General features: G+C 47.8%; 19 protein-coding genes. All 19 read left to right on the forward strand.

Annotation, left to right across the window (positions count from 1 at the left end):
- Positions 1-10 precede the first annotated feature (10 nt).
- The 19 genes from flhA (at position 11) to CHH53_RS03520 (ending at position 19149) form a co-directional block, all read left to right on the forward strand.
- Positions 11-2044: a flagellar biosynthesis protein FlhA gene (flhA, locus tag CHH53_RS03430; RefSeq protein WP_095214715.1), complete on the forward strand. Its 2034-nt coding sequence runs from the start codon at positions 11-13 to the stop codon at positions 2042-2044.
- Positions 2041-3141, forward strand: a complete 1101-nt coding sequence (gene flhF, locus CHH53_RS03435) for a flagellar biosynthesis GTPase FlhF (protein WP_095214716.1) — start codon at positions 2041-2043, stop codon at positions 3139-3141. Before flhA ends, flhF begins: the two co-directional genes overlap by 4 nt.
- A complete protein-coding gene (locus CHH53_RS03440) occupies positions 3134-4021 on the forward strand; it encodes a MinD/ParA family protein (protein WP_158221470.1) in 888 nt (295 codons plus the stop codon). The genes flhF and CHH53_RS03440 overlap by 8 nt, the downstream gene beginning before the upstream one ends.
- Complete coding sequence (locus CHH53_RS03445; protein ID WP_095214718.1) at positions 3993-5069, forward strand: protein-glutamate methylesterase/protein-glutamine glutaminase; 1077 nt, start codon at positions 3993-3995, stop codon at positions 5067-5069. Before CHH53_RS03440 ends, CHH53_RS03445 begins: the two co-directional genes overlap by 29 nt.
- Positions 5060-7060 carry a chemotaxis protein CheA gene (locus tag CHH53_RS03450; RefSeq protein ID WP_095214719.1) on the forward strand — a complete coding sequence of 667 codons (2001 nt, stop codon included), beginning with the start codon at positions 5060-5062 and terminating at the stop codon, positions 7058-7060. Before CHH53_RS03445 ends, CHH53_RS03450 begins: the two co-directional genes overlap by 10 nt.
- Positions 7061-7072: 12 nt before the next feature.
- Positions 7073-7543 (forward strand): chemotaxis protein CheW, encoded by a 471-nt coding sequence (locus CHH53_RS03455; RefSeq protein ID WP_095214720.1) that lies wholly within the window; start codon positions 7073-7075, stop codon positions 7541-7543.
- The gene (locus tag CHH53_RS03460) at positions 7543-8187 is read left to right on the forward strand and encodes a chemotaxis protein CheC (RefSeq protein WP_095214721.1); all 645 of its coding nucleotides are present in this window, start codon (positions 7543-7545) and stop codon (positions 8185-8187) included. Before CHH53_RS03455 ends, CHH53_RS03460 begins: the two co-directional genes overlap by 1 nt.
- Positions 8180-8674 carry a chemotaxis protein CheD gene (locus CHH53_RS03465; RefSeq protein ID WP_095214722.1) on the forward strand — a complete coding sequence of 165 codons (495 nt, stop codon included), beginning with the start codon at positions 8180-8182 and terminating at the stop codon, positions 8672-8674. The genes CHH53_RS03460 and CHH53_RS03465 overlap by 8 nt, the downstream gene beginning before the upstream one ends.
- 50 nt (positions 8675-8724) lie before the next feature.
- Positions 8725-9501: a FliA/WhiG family RNA polymerase sigma factor gene (locus tag CHH53_RS03470; protein ID WP_095214818.1), complete on the forward strand. Its 777-nt coding sequence runs from the start codon at positions 8725-8727 to the stop codon at positions 9499-9501.
- Positions 9502-9537: 36 nt separating this feature from the next.
- Complete coding sequence (locus tag CHH53_RS03475; protein ID WP_095214723.1) at positions 9538-10008, forward strand: DUF6115 domain-containing protein; 471 nt, start codon at positions 9538-9540, stop codon at positions 10006-10008.
- A gap of 173 nt (positions 10009-10181) precedes the next feature.
- Positions 10182-10928: a 30S ribosomal protein S2 gene (rpsB, locus tag CHH53_RS03480; protein ID WP_095214724.1), complete on the forward strand. Its 747-nt coding sequence runs from the start codon at positions 10182-10184 to the stop codon at positions 10926-10928.
- Positions 10929-11011: 83 nt separating this feature from the next.
- Positions 11012-11893, forward strand: a complete 882-nt coding sequence (tsf, locus tag CHH53_RS03485) for a translation elongation factor Ts (protein ID WP_095214725.1) — start codon at positions 11012-11014, stop codon at positions 11891-11893.
- A 67-nt stretch (positions 11894-11960) separates the two neighbouring features.
- Positions 11961-12686 carry a UMP kinase gene (gene pyrH / locus CHH53_RS03490; RefSeq protein WP_095214726.1) on the forward strand — a complete coding sequence of 242 codons (726 nt, stop codon included), beginning with the start codon at positions 11961-11963 and terminating at the stop codon, positions 12684-12686.
- Positions 12686-13243: a ribosome recycling factor gene (gene frr, locus CHH53_RS03495; RefSeq protein ID WP_095214727.1), complete on the forward strand. Its 558-nt coding sequence runs from the start codon at positions 12686-12688 to the stop codon at positions 13241-13243. Before pyrH ends, frr begins: the two co-directional genes overlap by 1 nt.
- Positions 13244-13391: 148 nt before the next feature.
- The gene (locus tag CHH53_RS03500) at positions 13392-14156 is read left to right on the forward strand and encodes an undecaprenyl pyrophosphate synthase (protein WP_095214728.1); all 765 of its coding nucleotides are present in this window, start codon (positions 13392-13394) and stop codon (positions 14154-14156) included.
- Between the two features lie 15 nt (positions 14157-14171).
- Positions 14172-14996 (forward strand): phosphatidate cytidylyltransferase, encoded by an 825-nt coding sequence (locus tag CHH53_RS03505; protein WP_095214729.1) that lies wholly within the window; start codon positions 14172-14174, stop codon positions 14994-14996.
- A 25-nt stretch (positions 14997-15021) separates the two neighbouring features.
- On the forward strand, positions 15022-16167 hold the full coding sequence (dxr, locus tag CHH53_RS03510; RefSeq protein WP_095214730.1) for a 1-deoxy-D-xylulose-5-phosphate reductoisomerase: 1146 nt from the start codon (positions 15022-15024) through the stop codon (positions 16165-16167).
- Between the two features lie 15 nt (positions 16168-16182).
- Positions 16183-17439, forward strand: a complete 1257-nt coding sequence (rseP, locus tag CHH53_RS03515) for an RIP metalloprotease RseP (RefSeq protein ID WP_095214731.1) — start codon at positions 16183-16185, stop codon at positions 17437-17439.
- Between the two features lie 15 nt (positions 17440-17454).
- Positions 17455-19149, forward strand: a complete 1695-nt coding sequence (locus CHH53_RS03520; protein ID WP_095214732.1) for a proline--tRNA ligase — start codon at positions 17455-17457, stop codon at positions 19147-19149.
- The last annotated feature ends 38 nt before the right edge of the window (positions 19150-19187 follow it).

Genomic DNA, 19187 nt, shown 5'->3' on the forward strand with positions numbered 1-19187 from the left:
GAATTTCAACATGAAACTTAAGGATATGTCAGTACTTATAGCAGTAATTTTAGTGATTGTCATGCTCGTGATCCCGATGCCGGGCTGGCTTTTGAGCATCTTGATCCTGACGAATATCTCGCTTGCTTTGATTGTCATCCTTGTGGCGATGAATACAGAGGAAGCGCTGCAATTCTCGATCTTCCCTTCTCTCTTACTTTTGCTGACGCTGTTCCGATTGGCACTGAATATCTCCACCACAAGAGCCATCCTCTCAGATGGCCATGCCGGCGGGGTAGTAGAGACGTTCGGCAGTTTCGTCATCGGGGATAATCCGTTAGTCGGCTTTGTCGTCTTCATCATTTTGGTCATCATTCAATTCCTGGTCATCACAAAGGGATCGGAGCGGGTCTCCGAAGTGGCTGCCCGTTTCACCCTTGATGCGATGCCAGGAAAGCAAATGAGCATCGATGCCGACTTGAATGCAGGCATGATTTCCGATGTCGAGGCAAAAAAACGTCGTGAAAAAGTGGAAAATGAGGCGGATTTCTACGGGGCGATGGATGGTGCGAGCAAGTTCGTAAAAGGTGATGCCATCGCTGGTATCATCATCGTATTGATCAATATCATCTTCGGCTTGATCATCGGGATGATGCAATTGGGGATGAGTTTCCAGGATGCCATCAATACGTATATGCGTCTTACGGTAGGGGACGGATTGGTGACGCAGATTCCGGCAATCCTCATCTCCACTGCAACAGGTATCGTTGTGACAAGGGTAGCCTCCGAAGGGAATCTCGGAAGCGATGTGACCAAACAGCTATTCCGTTTTCCCAGCTTGCTGTACATTGCAGCAGGTACAATTTTCTTGCTTGGTTTGACACCGATCAACTTCTTCCTGACAACTTCCATTGCTGCCGTGCTGGCTGGTTCTGCTTTCTTCCTATCAAGGGCACAGAAGCGAGAAGAGACAATGGACGTTGAGTCGGAAGAAGTACAGGAAGAGACTTCCATGAAATCTTCCGACAATGTGGTGAACCTGCTCAGTATGGATCCGATCGAGTTCGAATTCGGCTATGCACTTATACCGCTGGCTGATACGAATCAAGGCGGCGACTTGCTTGACCGGATCGTCATGATCCGTAAGCAGCTTGCGATCGAGCTTGGTATCGTCATTCCTGTGGTTCGCATACGCGATAATATCCAGCTTGGACCAAATGAATATCGTTTGAAGATCAAAGGAAATGAAGTTGCTTCCGGTGAAGTGCTCCTTGATCATTACTTAGCGATGAGTCCGGGAGTCGAAGATGACGGTTTGGATGGGATAGATACCCTTGAACCAGCTTTCGGCCTGCCTGCTAAATGGATCAGTGAGGAAATGAAGGATGAAGCAGAGCTTTCCGGCTACACTGTCGTTGATCCTCCATCCGTCGTATCGACTCATCTTACGGAAACGATCAAGCGCCATGCCCATGAGTTGCTGGGCAGACAGGAAACGAAGCAGCTTATCGATCATTTGAAGGAATCGTATCCCATCTTGGCGGAAGAAGTCACGCCAGAGCCGCTATCTGTCGGAGACGTGCAAAAAGTGCTGGCGAAACTGCTTCGTGAGCATGTGTCTGTCAGGAACTTACCGGTAATATTCGAGACATTGGCTGATTTCGGCCGGATGACGACCGATACCGACTTGCTGGCAGAATATGCTCGCCAAGCGCTGGCGCCCCAGATCACAAAGCAATATGCCAAGGATAAGCAGCCATTACAAGTCATCACCGTTTCCGGAGCTGTCGAGAAATTGATAGCGGATCATATTCAGCAAACAGAGCATGGGAATTATTTGTCCTTGGATCCGGAGTCTCAGCAAAAAATCGTACAGTCAGTGATGGAACAGGCAGAGCGTCTGTCATTGCGGGAAGAGACAGTCATCGTGCTGTGTTCTCCTACGATCCGCATGTACATACGCCAGCTGCTTGATCGCAGCCTGCCTCATGCAGTCGTCCTATCCTATAATGAATTGGATAATACAACAGAAATCAGGAGTGTCGGGATGGTGAATGTTGCATGAAAATGAAGAAGTATACAGCGGATACGATGCCTGAAGCGATGATTCAAATCAGACGGGAGCTTGGCAAGGATGCAGTCATCCTGCGCACCAAAGAACTGACAAGCGGCGGTTTTCTCGGTCTTTTCAAGAAGAAGCGGATCGAAGTCATCGCGGCGCTTGATCCCGATGTCACCCGCGGCAGTCAAGCAGATCAGAAACCTGATATTTCAAGTGCCGCCCCTTTGTCAAAAATGGAGCATGGTCCAGCTGAAAGGGATTTGTCCGCTGAAATCACAGCCCTGAAGCAGGAATTGAAATCTGCCCTTTCTACCCAGACTCGGCATTATGCCCTGCCGCTGCAAGGCTTATATGATCGGCTTCTGCACAACGAGGTTCATCCGCAGATCGCTTCCGGACTGATGGAGCATCTTTTGGGAAACGACTCGAATGAGGATGCAGAACAAATACTCTATGAAATCCTGGTGAAACGATTTGAAAAGGTTCAGCAGCCTGTCGGGTTCGAGAAGAAGTTCATCCATCTGGTCGGTCCGACCGGGGTAGGCAAAACAACGACGATTGCCAAGCTTGCTGCAAAAAGTGCTTTGGTCGATAAAAAACGGGTTGCATTCATCACGACAGATACATATAGGATCGCAGCCATCGATCAGCTGCGGACATATGCCAAGATACTGGAAGTGCCGCTGGAAGTTGCTTATTCGCTGGAAGATTACCAGGCTGCCAGGAAGAAGCTGGAAGATTATGACTTGGTTTTCATTGATACTGCAGGCAGGAATTTCAAGGATGCAGGTTATGTAAAAGAGCTGGAACGTACACTCGACTTAGATCACGAAGCGGAAACTTATCTGGCTTTGTCCATAACAACCAGGGCATCTGATCTGTCCAAGGTTTATGAACAATTTGCCCACTTGCCGATCAAGCAGTTCATATTCACGAAGATGGATGAAGCAAGCCGTTATGGCGCTATTTTGAATTTGGTTCAGCAAGCGCATATAGGAGTGGCTTATCTGACACATGGTCAGGATGTACCTGATGATATTCTCGTCCCATCCGCATCCTATTTGGCAAAAAGTGTGATGGAGGCGACTGCGCGTGTATGATCAAGCAGCCAAACTCCGGGCGAGCGTCAAGCGGAATGCGCTGGCGCGTACCATAGCTGTAGCCAGCGGAAAAGGCGGAGTGGGCAAATCGAATGTTGCGCTGAACTTTTCATTGGCTCTGGGTAAGCTTGGGAAATCGGTTCTTCTTATCGATCTGGATCTTGGCATGGGAAACATCGAAATACTGCTCGGCATTTCAGCCAAACGTTCCTTTGTGGATATGATCCAGAACAGATTGAGAATGGAAGAAATTGTGGAAACAGGTCCCGATGACCTTGATTTCATAGCTGCCGGTGCCGCCATGGATGAATTTTTCCGGATGGATGGTGGGGGATTTGCCCACTTCCAGCAGGAATTTGAAAGGGCTCAGCAGAGATATGACTTTGTGATCCTTGATATGGGAGCCGGTTTAACAGAAGAAAGTGCAGGTTTCATTTTGGCAGCGGACGAAAGTATCATCGTCACGACCACAGAACCTACAAGTATGATGGATGCCTATGCGCTGATCAAACATATCAAAAGCATGAATGCTGATCTGCCCATGAACCTCCTCGTCAATCGGGCTATGGATAGGCAGGAAGGGCAGGATACCGCTGACCGCATGAAGGAAGTTGTACAAACATTCCTCCATGCTGAAATCCTTCTCCTGGGCATTCTTCCTGAGGATAAACAGATCCCTAAATCGGTAAAGATGCAGGAGCCGTTTATCAATCAGAAGGATTCAAAAGCAGGAGCCATCATGAAACAGCTTGCCTCCGATTATCTGAAACCCGCAGAAGGCATGACAGCTAAAGGAAGGACATCATTCATCGGCAAATTAAAAGAAATCTGGATGAAAGGAGGGACACCCAATGGAAAAAATACGCGTTTTGGTCGTTGATGATTCCGCTTTTATGCGAAAAATCATTTCCGACCTCCTGAATGGTGATGAACGGCTTGAAGTTATCGGAACAGCCCGGAACGGCAAGGATGGACTGGAGCAAATCAGTCAGCTGAAACCTGATGTTGTGACCATGGATGTTGAAATGCCGATTATGGACGGACTTGAAGCACTCAAGGAAATCATGCGGAAGCATCCGCTGCCTGTGGTCATGCTTTCCAGCCTGACAAAGCAAGGTGCAGACATGACCATTCATGCCATGTCACTTGGTGCAGTTGATTTCATTGCGAAACCTTCCGGCTCGATATCCTTGGATTTGGATAAGGTGCGGGATGAGTTGGTTGTCAAAGTCGTAGCTGCATCATCCTCCCGGCTCTCCGTTAAACAGCGTGTCAAAGCGGCTGACGTGAAGATGATCGCCAAGGCGCCTGAGAGGAAACGGGCGGATCGCAGTCTTGTGGCGATCGGTACATCCACTGGAGGTCCGCGAGCTTTGCAGGAAGTAGTCGGAAAGCTTCCTTCTGCACTCGCAGCGCCAGTTGTCGTCGTCCAGCATATGCCGGTGGGATTCACCAAGTCCCTGGCGGAAAGGCTGGATGGCTTGAGTGCGATAAGTGTAAAGGAAGCCCAGCAGAATGAAATCTTGAAAAATGGTGTGGTTTACATTGCTCCTGGAGGTCAGCACCTGACGATTGAACAGGCGGACAGCCGGCTTATTGCGAAATTGACGATGGAAGAACCGGTGAAAGGGCATCGTCCTTCCGTGGATCGTATGTTTGAATCCATCAGCAGCTTGGAAAATGTGGATATTTGCACTGTCATCATGACGGGCATGGGAGCGGATGGCACGGATGGTCTGCGCATGATCAGGGATAAGCATCCGTCGGTCTACAGCATCGGAGAATCAGCGGAATCCTGTGTCGTGTATGGTATGCCGAGGGCTGCTGCCGAGGCAGGATTGCTCCATCACGTATGTCCGGTACAGTCCATCGCTTCCGCTATACAGCAGAGAGTCAATCTTTTAGAGGGGGTCAACCAATGGAAATAGATCAGTATTTAGGCGTGTTCATCGAAGAAAGCAAAGAGCATCTGCAAAGCTTGAATCAGCATTTGCTGGAATTGGAAAAACAGCCCGAGGATATCGGATTGGTCAACGAAATCTTCCGTTCCGCACATACGCTGAAAGGTATGTCGGCTACGATGGGTTATCAGGATTTGGCGAATTTGACACATCAGATGGAGAACGTACTGGATGCAATCCGGAATCACCAGATCACGATCAATCCTGACATACTGGATGTCGTCTTCGACGCTGTCGATAGTCTCGAAGCAATGGTCCTGGATATCGAGTCGGGGGGAGCAGGGACCAAAGAGGTGACGGAACTGGTCCGCCAGCTGGAAGCGATTGAATCCGGCGAGGCACCCCTGGAAAGTACAGCAACGGCTGCCGAAGGAAAAACTGATGAAACACCAGGTCTGATTTTGGACGAATTCGAGCTGGCGGTACTTCGGGAAAGCGAGGAAAAAGGATTTCAGAACTTTTATGCGAAGGTTACGCTGCGTGAAGATTGCATGCTGAAGGCTGCCCGGGTCTATATGGTCTTCGAAGTGCTTGAATCATTGGGGGAAGTGGTCAAATCCAATCCTGATGTTTCGCAGCTTGAGGATGAGGCATTCGAACAGACGTTTGAAGTTTTGGTCGTGACGAAAGAGTCGAAGGAGCTTATCGAAGAAAAAATCCTGAAAGTATCCGAAATCGATGCAGTTGACATCCAAAACTTCTACATCGATACATATAAGCATGCACAGGAAGAGGCAAAAGAAGAAGCAGCAGCATCGGCTGCTGAAGAAAAAGCCGACGAAACAACCACCGAGAAAAAAGCGCAGCATAGCAATAAGACGATCCGTGTGAATATTGAACGACTTGATATCCTGATGAACCTGTTCGAGGAACTGGTGATCGACCGAGGCAGGCTCGAGCAGATCGCAGAGGATGTTAAAAATCCTGAACTGCATGAGACCGTGGAGCGAATGGCCAGGATTTCCGGCGACCTTCAAAGCATCGTATTGACAATGCGGATGGTTTCGATCGATCAGGTATTCAATCGATTTCCGCGTATGGTCCGTCAGCTTGCCAAGGATTTGGGCAAGAAAATCGATTTGCAGATTGAAGGTGCTGAAACAGAGCTTGATCGCACAGTCATCGATGAAATCGGTGATCCGCTGGTGCATTTGATACGAAACAGCCTGGATCATGGTATCGAGACTCCGGAAGTAAGACGGGAACTAGGAAAGCCGGAAACTGGAACCATCAAGCTGAAAGCCTATCATTCAGGCAATCATGTCTTTATCGACATCAGTGATGATGGCGCCGGGGTCAACCGGAAGAAAGTCACGGAGAAAGCGATAAACAACGGCCTTATCACAAAAGAACAAGCGGCAATCATGAATGACAGTCAAATATTCGGCTTGATCATGGAAAGCGGTTTTTCCACTGCTGATACCATCTCGGATATTTCCGGCCGGGGTGTAGGGTTGGATGTCGTCCGTAATACCATCGAATCACTCGGCGGCACGATTACCATAAGCTCCGAAGAAGGAAAAGGATCCTTGTTCAGCATCGAGCTGCCGCTGACCTTGTCCATCATCAGTGTATTGCTGGTGGAAATCCAAAAAGAGAAATACGCTGTTCCGCTTTCTTCCATCATCGAGACAGCAATCATTCCGAAATCGGAGGTAATGCATGTCCATAACCAAGCTGTAATCGATTTTCGCGGAAGAGTCGTTCCCCTTGTTTCTTTGAAAGACGTATTCCAAGTACCGAATGTGTATGAGGAGACAGATCATTATTCTGTCGTCATCATCAAAAAAGGTGATAAGTCGGCCGGCTTGATTGTGGATGGCTTCATCGGACAGCAGGAAATAGTGCTTAAATCTCTCGGAAACTACTTGACTGAGATATTTGCCATCTCCGGGGCTACCATTCTGGGGGATGGACAAGTTGCACTTATCATCGACAGCAATGCGCTGATCAAATAAGGAGGGTTTATCATGGCAGAAGAAATCGTACAAGATGTTAAAGTGATCGTTTTCCAGCTGAAAAACGAGGAATACGCAGTGCCTGTTACACAGGTGGGTTCAATCGAGAAGATGGAGCATATTACAAGAGTGCCGAATACGGAAGATTTCATCAAAGGCGTCATCAACATGCGCGGGGTCGTCACACCGATTGTTGATCTGAGAAGCCGTCTTGGATTGGAGGAAACCCCAGTCGATGAAAACACGAGGATCATCATCGTGGACTTGGACGAAACATCGATCGGCTTGATTGTGGATGCTGCCAATGATGTTGTCGATATCCCAGTCAACAAAATAGAAAAAGCACCGCGTGTGATCGGGGCAATCGATATAGATTACATTGATGGAGTAGTGAATTTGGAGGACAGACTTGTCATTTTGCTTGATCTTAGAAAAGTACTGAAATTCCATGAGATCGAAGCGATCAAGTCTATCGAAAGCTGATGTATGATCTTCAGCGTATAACGGAGGATCAGCTGGACGCATTGAAGGAAGCGGGAAACATCGGGGCAGGCAATGCTGCCACCGCTCTTTCCACGCTGCTTCAGCAGGACATCGATATGAAGGTCCCGGCAGTCCGGATTTGTCACTTCAATGAATTGATCGAATCAATCGGCGGAGCCGAACAGCCGCTGGCAGCCATTTATCTTAGGGTCCAGGGGGATGCACCCGGAAATATGTTTTTCCTCCTGGAGCCCAAGGAAGCGGAACTATTCGTACATTATATAACTGGTGATGAAAGCTTCTCATGGTCCAATACATCCCAGGATGACATCAACCTTTCTGCTTTGCATGAGATGGGAAACATATTGGCAGGAAGCTATCTGTCCGCAATAAGCGACTTTTCGAAGGTGAATATGCAGCCATCGGTTCCGCAGATCAGTGTCGATATGGGCGGAGCCATCCTGGCGAATGGTTTGATTGAAATCGCGCAAGAAAGTGATTTTACAGTTGTCATCGATACTGTCATCTCACTCAGCCATCCGAATCGGCAGCAGCATTTGGTCGAAGGTAAATTCCTGCTCCTGCTCGATCCCGATGCATTCAGCCATTTATTCCGTGCTTTAGGAGTAGGGGAAAATGACTGAATCGGAAATCTTGCATGTAGGCATAGCGGATGCAAAGATCGCCGTCCATCCGCAGCATCTCCGGACTGCCGGGCTTGGATCCTGCGTCGGGGTTGTCATTTATGATAAACAAAAAAGACTGGCAGGCATGGCGCATGTCATGCTTCCTGATTCGAGCATGGCAAAGCAATCACAGATGAACCGCAATAAATATGCAGACACTTCCTTAGATGATTTGATTGCAAATCTTTTGGAACTAGGTGCGAGCACCAGCCGCTGCAAAGCCAAGCTGGCAGGGGGGGCACAGATGTTTTCCTTTATGTCGACGGATGAAAAGATGCGGATCGGGCCGCGTAATATCGAAGCAGTGGAACAGAAGCTCCGGGAATATCGCATTCCCATCGAGAGCAAGGATGTCGGGGGAACGAATGGACGTACGATTGAATTTGACACAGAGACATGCGGATTGAAGATCAAAACAGTCAATAAAGAGGAAGCGATCATCTGATGGAGCAGCTTCAAGCTTTGGACACAACAGCAAACAAAGGAGGGAGTTTCATGATCAGTTGTGGATCGGAAACAGAACAGCAGTATTGGAACAGCTGGTTTTATAAGAAAGATAGCGAAGCTGCCAATGAATTGATGCGGATGTATATGCATATTGTCGAATACCATACGCAGCGCATCGCTGCTCACCTTCCCTCCAGTGTGAGCAGGGATGATGTCAGAAGCTTCGGTTATACAGGGTTGTATGATGCTTTACAAAAGTTCGAGCCAAGCAGGGATCTCAAATTTGAAACCTATGCTTCCTTCCGTGTCAGGGGTGCCATCATGGACGGGCTGCGGAAGGAAGACTGGCTCCCCCGGACGGTGCGGGATAAAGTGAAAAAAATAGAAGCAGCAGCCGCTGCACTTGAACAAGCGCTGGAGAGGAAACCGACCAGCCTGGAAATTGCCAAGCATACTGGATTAAGCCGGGAAGAAGTCGAAGAAGCGGTGCGGGATGCGTTATTTTCCAATGTCCTTTCGATGGATGACAAACCGGCTTTGCCAAAGAAGGACAAGCAGGATGCAAGCTATGTCCTGCCAGATCTCAAGACTCCGCAGCCGGAAGAAGCAATGCTGCAAAAGGAACTCATAAGTCAGCTGGCAGACAGCATCAAGCAGCTGAATGATCATGAACAGCTCGTGATCAGCCTTTTTTACAAGGAAGAATTGACGTTCACGGAAATCGGTCACATACTGGAATTGACAACATCGCGAATTTCACAAATTCACAAACGTGCCGTCTTTAAATTACGGGAATCCTTAGCCAAGCTTTCAGCAATCAGCTGAAAGCTATTTCCACTTTATATAGAAAGAAGGGTCTCCATGCTCACATTATTAGTATTTGCCAGCCTTCTCCTTCATGTACTGACATTCCTTGCCATTCGTGCGTTGCAGTCGAAGGTGACGCAGCAGGAAAGCCAGCATCAAGAGGAGAAGGAAGCGTACGAAGCAATGCTAGGCAGTATTCTTGCGGAACTAAGGGAAGAGAATGAACGGCTTCTGAAAGGGGAGTCGCCGCAGGCCCCGGCAACCCCCGCTGCAAAAAAAGAAAACAGTCAGTCTGCTCCCCAGCCGGAATCAGTGGCGGATACAGAGCCTGTATCAGATTATTCCCCTCCGCAGCCGACCGAGGAAGAAGATGATATTACCATGTCCAATCTTGGGCGGGTTCTCCAGCTTAACGACGAAGGTCTCCCTCCTGCGGCAATTGCCAAACAGCTTGGAATGGGAAAAACGGAAGTGGAATTGATCCTATTAATGAAGAAAAATGGGGGAAAGAACGGAAAAAGCTAAGAAAGTTCAAAAACATGTCTAAGATGCTTGATTGACGGAAATAGCTGTGCTATATTTATTTTTGGTGTTAATACACACGTCTGCCGATTTTTACGGGAGGTGCTGACAATCTGTCAGTTCCCGATAAAAGATGAAGCAGTCGGAGGAGAAAAAACCATTAGGAGGAAAACACTATGTCAGTCATTTCAATGAAACAATTGCTTGAAGCTGGTGTTCATTTCGGTCACCAGACTCGCCGTTGGAACCCAAAAATGAAGAAATATATCTTCACTGAGCGTAACGGCATCTACATCATCGACCTTCAGAAAACAGTCAAGAAAGTCGACGAAGCTTATAACTACGTAAAAGAGCTTGCTGCTGATGGCGGTACTATTCTTTTCGTAGGTACGAAGAAACAAGCTCAGGAATCTGTGAAAGAAGAAGCTATCCGTTCTGGCCAGTACTATGTCAACCAGCGCTGGTTGGGTGGTACACTTACTAATTTCCAGACTATCCGCAAACGCATCAACCGTTTGAAATCCATCGAACGCATGGAAGAAGACGGAACTTTCGAAGTGCTTCCTAAGAAAGAAGTAGTAGGTTTGCTTAAAGAAAAAGAACGTCTTGTGAAATTCCTTGGCGGTATCAAGGACATGGAAAGAATTCCAGACGCTCTATTCGTTATCGACCCACGCAAAGAAAGAATCGCAATTGCAGAAGCTCACAAATTGAACATCCCAATCATCGGTATCGTAGATACGAACTGTGATCCGGACGAAATCGATTACGTGATCCCTGCGAATGACGACGCAATCCGCGCTGTCAAATTGCTTACTTCCAAAATGGCGGATGCTATCCTGGAATCCAAGCAAGGTGAAGAATTGGAAGACCAAGAAGCTCCAGCTGCTGAAGAAGAAGCTACAGAAGCTGTAAGCGAGTAATGGATGAAGGGTGATAAGGGGGGACCTTTTATCACCCTTTTTTCAAGAAATAAATTGTCCAAACCCCTAAGGAGGCATTTATGATGGCAATCACGGCACAAATGGTAAAAGAATTGCGCGAAAAAACTGGCGCAGGTATGATGGACTGTAAAAAAGCATTGACAAAAACAGACGGCGATATGGAGAAAGCGATCGATTACCTTCGCGAGAATGGTATTGCGAAAGCTGCTAAAAAAGCAGACCGCATCGCTGCTGAAGGTTCCACTTTCATCGCAACAGAAGGCGATCATGCTGTATTGCTTGAAGTGAACTGTGAAACTGACTTCGTTACAAAAAACGAACAGTTCCAATCCTTGCTTAACGAACTTGCGCAGCACATCCTTGCTAACAAACCGGCAAGTGTGGAAGAAGCTCTTGATCAAAAAATCAATGATGAGCAGACAGTCGGCGAGTACGTCAATGCTGCAATCGCGAAAATCGGAGAAAAAATCTCCCTTCGCCGTTTCGCTCTAGTAAGCAAAACAGAAAACCAAGCATTCGGTGCTTATATCCATGGCGGCGGACGCATCGGTGTATTGGCATTGCTTGACGGTACCACTGATGCCGAGCTTGGCAAAGATATCGCAATGCATGTCGCTGCGGTAAACCCTCGCTACGTTTCCCGTGATGAGGTAGCCGCCGACGAAGTGGAACGCGAGCGCGAAGTACTGAAAACACAAGCTCTGAACGAAGGTAAGCCGGAAAACATCGTTGAGAAGATGGTGGAAGGCCGCCTTGGTAAATTCTTCGAAGAGATCTGCTTGCTTGAACAAAGCTTCATCAAAGATCCAGATCAAAAAGTGAAGAAATACGTAACCGACAAAGGTGCTTCCGTAGTGAACTTTGTTCGTTATGAAGTTGGCGAAGGTATGGAAAAACGCGAAGATAACTTCGTTGATGAAGTAATGAGCCAAGTTAAAAAATAAGGACGACAAAAAAGAGGGGACACTTGGTGTTCCCTTTTTTACAAAATACATACCTTTGGAGGATCTGATGACTACAGCACGCTATAAACGAATCGTATTGAAACTGAGTGGAGAAGCATTGAGCGGGCAGGTTGGCTATGGTATCGAACCTGCAGTCATCCGTTCAATCGCGGAACAAGTGAAAGAAGTAGCTGAAATGGGTGTGGAAGTTGCAGTTGTTGTCGGCGGCGGTAATATCTGGCGCGGCAAAGTCGGCAGCGAGATGGGGATGGACCGAGCGAATGCTGACTATATGGGGATGCTGGCAACGGTTATGAATTCCCTTGCACTGCAGGATAGCCTGGAGAACCTTGGCATTCCGACCAGAGTCCAGACTTCCATTGAAATGCGTCAGGTAGCTGAACCTTATATCCGCCGCAAGGCAATCCGTCATTTAGAGAAAAAACGTGTTGTCATCTTTGCAGCGGGTACAGGTAATCCATATTTCTCAACAGATACGACTGCGGCCTTGCGTGCAGCTGAAATCGAAGCGGAAGTCATCTTGATGGCTAAGAATAATGTCGATGGAGTATACAACGCAGATCCCAAGCTAGTGGCAGATGCGGTGAAGTATGACTCATTGACATATTTGGATGTCTTGAATGAAGGACTTGGCGTCATGGATTCGACTGCATCTTCACTTTGCATGGATAATGATATTCCATTGCTTGTCTTCTCTATCAGTGAAAAAGGAAATATCAAAAAAGCAGTTTCCGGTGAGAGCATCGGAACGATTATCAGGGGGAATAACTAATGTCAACAGCAATCATTTCTGATGCGAAAAGCAAAATGGCACAAGCAGTGCAGGCTTTCTCGAGACAGCTGGCCACTGTTCGTGCAGGACGTGCAAATCCATCGCTTTTGGATAGTGTCTTTGTAGATTATTATGGTGCTTCCACACCATTGAACCAGCTGGCAAGCGTAACTGCTCCGGAAGCGCGTATGCTTGTGATCACACCTTATGACAAAACAGCGATTTCCGACATCGAAAAAGCGATTCAAAAAGCAGACCTGGGTCTTTCTCCATCCAGTGACGGTAATTTGATCCGCTTGAGCATCCCTGCACTGACAGAGGAACGCCGAAAAGAATTGGTCAAGGTTGTATCCAAGTATTTGGAAGAAGCCAAAGTGCAAATCCGCAATATTCGTCGTGACAGCAACGAACAGCTTAAGAAATCCGAAAAGAATAAAGAAATCACAGAAGATGATTTGAAGGGCTTCCAGGATGATGTGCAGGCGGAAACGGATAAGCATATCAGCCAGCTTGAAAGTCTTGCGAAGGACAAAGAAAAAGAAATAATGGAAGTTTGACCCTTAACCATGTAAAATAAGTAGTACAAGACCCTCTTGCCAAAGGGGGTTTTTGCTCTTTTTGTGAGAGAAGGGGAAAGAGCAGTACTGCACAGGGCGCCTATGGCTATCCAGTCATCAGAGAATAAAGCCCAATGGAGGATTCAAGATGATTAAACTTCCTTTTTTCAATAGGAAAAAAAGAATAGAGTTACAGCCATCGACATTGAAGCTGGAGAATATCCCTGAACATGTGGCCATCATCATGGATGGAAACGGCCGCTGGGCAAAAAAACGGGGACTTCCGCGGATTGCAGGACATAAGGAAGGGATGACGACAGTCCGGCGCATCGTGAAAGCAGCCAACCGGATCAATGTAAAGGTACTTACCTTGTACGCCTTTTCGAAGGAAAATTGGAAACGGCCGCAAGCAGAAGTGGATTTCTTGATGAAGCTCCCGAAAGAGTTCCTGACGACTTATTTGCCGGAGCTTATCGAAGAGAACGTCAAAGTACAGACGATCGGAGATTTGGAAGGACTGCCGTCTTTCACGAGGGAAGCTGTTAAAGAAGCGATGGAAAAGACCAAACATAATGATGGTCTCATCCTCAACTTTGCGTTGAATTATGGCGGGCGGTATGAACTTGTACATGCTGTGCAAAATATGATGCAGGACATCCACGACAATAAACTGCAGATGGCAGATATCGATGAGACGTGTATTTCCCGCTATTTATATACTGAAAAGTTGGCAGATCCTGATTTGATTATCCGTACTAGCGGTGAGCACCGATTGAGCAATTTCCTGCTTTGGCAGAGTGCTTATGCTGAGCTCTGGTTCACGGAAGTACTATGGCCTGATTTCGACGAGATGCTATTCGAACAGGCAATCAGTGATTTCCAGAACAGAAAACGGCGCTATGGCGGTATTTGAGGTGAATAATTAACAATGAAGCAACGTTTGATCACAGCGATAATTGCAGGTATATTTTTCATGGTGTTCGTACTGCTTGGCGGGGCATGGTTCGAAGCTTTCATTTACTTGATCGCGACCATCGCCTTCATCGAGCTTTTGCGTATGCGCAAAATAGCGAAGTACAAAATACCATCCTTCGTGAGTGTCCTGCTGCTATGGGGGCTTCTGTCCCCTGAACTGGGCAAGATCAACGCAATATTCGACATACATATCAATAAAACGGACATCCTGTTATTCTCCGTCATTCTTCTATTGAGCTACACAGTACTCGCAAAGAACCGTTTCACGTTTGAGGATGCTGGTTTCCTGCTGATTACGGTCGTGTACATAGCTTTTGGCTTCCTCTATTTCATCATTACGAGGAATGCGCCGAATGAAGTGATCGAAGGACATATCGTGACAGGGTTATCCAAGTTCATTTTTGTATTGGTTGTCATATGGGCCACTGATTCGGGGGCTTATTTCTTCGGAAGGGCTTATGGGAAACATAAGCTATGGCCGACAATCAGTCCGAACAAGACGGTTGAAGGGGGCATAGGCGGTCTCATCCTGGGCTGTATCGCCGGAATTGTGTTCCATTTGATTTCGCCGGTGAGCGGCTCCATTTGGATCGTTGCCGGAGTGTGTATCCTGATTTCCGTCTTCGGCCAGCTTGGGGATATGGTCGAATCAGCCTTTAAACGGCATTATCTTGTAAAGGATTCAGGAAAAATACTGCCGGGGCATGGCGGAATATTGGATCGCTTCGACAGTATGATTTTTGTTTTCCCGATCCTGCATTTAATTCAATTCATTTAATAGAGTATAAAGAGGAGCGTGTCCGATGAAAACAATCGCATTACTAGGTGCAACTGGTTCGATCGGCCTTCAGACATTGGATGTCATCCGCAATCATCCGGAGGCGTTCCGGCTGCATAGTATGGCGTTCGGCCGGAATATCGAAAAGGCGATGCCGCTTATCAGGGAGTTCGAACCGGCTGTTGTAGTCGTACAGGATGAACAGACAAAAGAGAAGCTTCATCAGACACTTCCGCATTTAGAAATCCTGGTCGGTTCCAAAGGGATGGTAGCGATCAGTTCTGCCGGGGAAGCAGATGTCGTTGTAAATGCTGTTCTTGGCAGTATCGGTCTGGAAGCAACACTGGAAGCGATACGGGCTAAAAAGCAGGTGGCCTTTGCGAATAAGGAAACATTGGTTTCAGCTGGTCACCTGGTCATGGCAGAAGCGAGGAAGCATGGCGTCGATCTGCTTCCGGTAGACAGTGAACACGCTGCGATTTTCCAATGTCTGAACGGGGAGAAACCGGAGGATGTGAACAAGCTGATCATCACTGCCTCCGGCGGGAGTTTCCGTGATAAGACGAGGGAAGAACTCAAAGCTGTGACGCTGGAGGATGCCCTGCGCCACCCGAACTGGAGCATGGGACAGAAGATCACCATCGATTCGGCAACGATGATGAATAAAGGATTGGAAGTCATCGAAGCACATTGGCTTTTTGGAATCGATTATGATGACATCGAAGTCATCCAGCACCGGGAAAGCATCATCCACTCGATGGTCGAGTACAAAGATTATAGTGTCATCGCCCAGCTTGGTACTCCCGATATGCGGGTGCCCATCCAGTACGCGCTCACCTATCCTGAAAGACTTGATTTAGCCGTTTCAAAAAGGTTAAACTTAGTGGAAATAGGCAAACTCCACTTTGAGGAAATGAGTATGGAGCGATTCCCTTGTTTACGCATGGCATATGAAGCGGGCAGGGCGGGAGGTACTGCCACGACCGTACTGAATGCTGCGAATGAGGAGGCGGTAGCCTTGTTTCTTGCAGGAAAGATCGATTTCCTGACGATAGAGGATTATGTAGCGCGGGCACTTGATGCACATGCTTATGAATCTTTCCCTTCTTTGGAAACAATCATGGAAACAGATCGTCTCACACGGAGTCAAGTGAGGTCCTATATCCAATAAAGGCAGGTGCCCATTGTGACAACTATCATTGCGTTTATCCTTGTGTTCGGGCTGCTCGTTTTCGTGCATGAACTCGGACATTTGATTTTTGCGAAGCGGGCTGGCATGTTAGCGCGTGAATTCGCCATCGGTTTCGGACCGAAGATTTTTACCTGGACGAAAAACGAGACACTTTATACGATCAGACTGCTTCCGATCGGGGGATATGTCCGCGTTGCCGGCGAGGATCCGGAAATCGTGGAATTGAAGCCGGGTCATCACATCGGCTTGGAGTTCAATGAAAAACAGGAAGTGACGAAGATCATCGTCAATAATAAGTCCAAGCATCCCAATGCCCGTGTCATCGAAGTCGAAAGTGCCGATCTTGATCACAGTCTGATGATCCATGGCTATGAGATAGGCGAGGAAGAACGTCTTTCTTTCCCTGTCCATGAAAAAGCGATGTATGTGATGGATGAGACGGAGACACAAATCGCTCCATATGATCGGCAATTCGCTTCCAAGAATAAGCGGCAGCGGGCCATGCAATTATTTGCTGGACCGATGATGAATTTCCTGCTTGCACTTGTGCTCTTCTTCATCCTCGCCCTTGTGCAAGGGATACCGGCGGACAATGCAGCTGTAGGCACTGTACAGGATGGCTCTGCTGCTCAAGAGGCCGGGATCCGATCGGGGGATGAAATCACTGCGATTGATGGCACCCCGGTACAGACATGGGAAGAGTTTACGTCAATCGTCCGTAAAAATCCTGAAAAAGAGCTTGAAGTGACGATTGTCCGGGATGGACAGGAGCAACAGCTGCAGATCACGCCTGCCCTTGTGGAAAGCGGCGATCAGCAGATCGGTCAGATCGGTGTGACGCTTGCCATGGAGAAGAATTTCTTGGCTGCGATTCCTTACAGCTTCCAGCAAACATATGAATTCGGAACGATGATATTGACCAATCTGGGACAGCTTATAACCGGTCAGCTCAGTCTCGATGCTTTATCCGGACCAGTCGGTATTTATGATGCGACAGATCAGGTAGTGAAGACAGGTTTGATCAATCTTATCCAGTGGACAGCATTGCTCAGTGTCAATCTTGGAATCGTCAACCTTGTCCCGCTCCCTGCACTTGATGGCGGACGTCTATTGTTCATCGGAGTGGAAGCCTTGAGAGGTAAGCCTGTCGAACCGCAGAAAGAAGCAGTGGTCCATTTCATAGGATTCGCTTTGCTGATGCTTTTGATGATCGTAGTCACCTGGAATGATATACAACGGTTATTTTTATGATGCAGAGGTGGAAGTATGCGACAAAGTAAAACATTTATCCCAACATTAAGAGAAGTGCCTGCAGATGCAGAAGCAATCAGCCATCAGCTGCTTGTAAAAGGCGGATACATCCGCCAGACTGCATCCGGGATCTACAGCTACCTGCCCCTCGGTACGAAGGTGCTGCGGAAAATAGAAGCGATCATCCGCGAGGAGATGGATCGTACGGGTGCGAGCGAAATGCTCATGCCGGCATTGCAGCCTGCAGAGCTTTGGAAAGAGACAGGCCGCTGGAAAGTATACGGTCCTGAATTGATGCGGCTGCATGACCGGAATAACCGTGAATTTGCACTGGGTCCCACCCACGAAGAAGTTACGACAAGTTTGGTACGCGATGAATTGAACAGTTATAAGAAACTGCCGCTGACGGTTTATCAGATCCAGACGAAGTACCGTGATGAACAGCGTCCTCGCTTCGGACTGCTGCGCGGGCGTGAATTCATCATGAAAGATGCCTATAGCTTCCATGCTGATTATGAGAGTCTGGATGAAGCCTATAACACCATTTCAGATGCCTATCATCGCATCTTCAAACGAGTGGGCTTGAATTTCCGCGCTGTAGTAGCTGATTCAGGTGCTATGGGCGGAAAGGATACCCATGAATTCATGGCACTTGCTTCCGTAGGGGAGGACACGATCGCCTTCAGTGATCAATCCGATTATGCTGCCAATATCGAGATGGCCGAGGTACTGGATCAAGGTCGGAAGCCCGAGGCCGAGGCCCTGCCTCTCGAGAAAGTCGAGACGCCGAACGTGAAGACGATGCACCAAGTGGCGGATTATCTTGGCCACACGCTTGAAGAAGGTCTGAAAGCAGTTGTGTTCAAAGTGGATGATCGTCTTGTGATGGTCATTGCCCGCGGTGATCACGAAATAAATGACATCAAAGTGAAGAATCATTATCAAGCGCAGATGGTGGAATTGGCAGCTGAAGCGGAAGTGAAGGAAGTGCTTGGTGCAGGGTTCGGATCGCTGGGACCGATCGATGTACCGGAAGAAATCGATGTCATCGCGGATAACGCTGTAAAATATACGGTGAATGTTACCTGCGGTGCCAATGAAGATGGCTTCCACTATAAGAACGTGAACCCGGAACGGGATTTCCAAGTGCAATACGCCGATTTGAGGTTCATCCAAGCTGGCGACCCATCACCAGACGGCCAAGGTACGATCCAGTTTGCCGAGGGTATCGAAATAGGCCAGGTTTTCAAACTGGGTGAATTTTATGCCGATAAGATGCAAGCTACTTTCCTGGATGAACAGGGTAAGGCTAAAAACTTGATCATGGGTTGTTATGGTATCGGTGTATCGCGTACACTTGCAGCTGCCGTCGAGCAGCATAGCAAGGAAGGAGCGATTGTATGGCCGAAATCCATCAGTCCATTCCAGGTGCATCTGATCAGCTTGAATCCGAAAAAAGACGAGCAGCGAGAACTTGCTGACCGCCTATATGAAAGATTACTTGAAGCAGGTGTCGATGTGTTGTACGATGATAGGAAGGAACGTGCAGGTGTCAAATTTGCTGATAGCGATTTGATCGGCATCCCAGTCCGTGTCACAGTCGGCAAACGTGCTGCTGACGGAGAAGTGGAAGTGAAGTTCCGCGATACTGAACAAGAAGCAATTTCACATGAGAATGATTTGCTGGACCAGATAGCTGATTATTTATAAAAATATACAAGCCCTTGTCAAATTTTTGGCAGGGGCTT

Origin of the sequence: Terribacillus sp. 7520-G, from assembly GCF_002271665.1 — a bacterium.
In the GTDB taxonomy this organism is placed as follows: domain Bacteria; phylum Bacillota; class Bacilli; order Bacillales; family Amphibacillaceae; genus Terribacillus.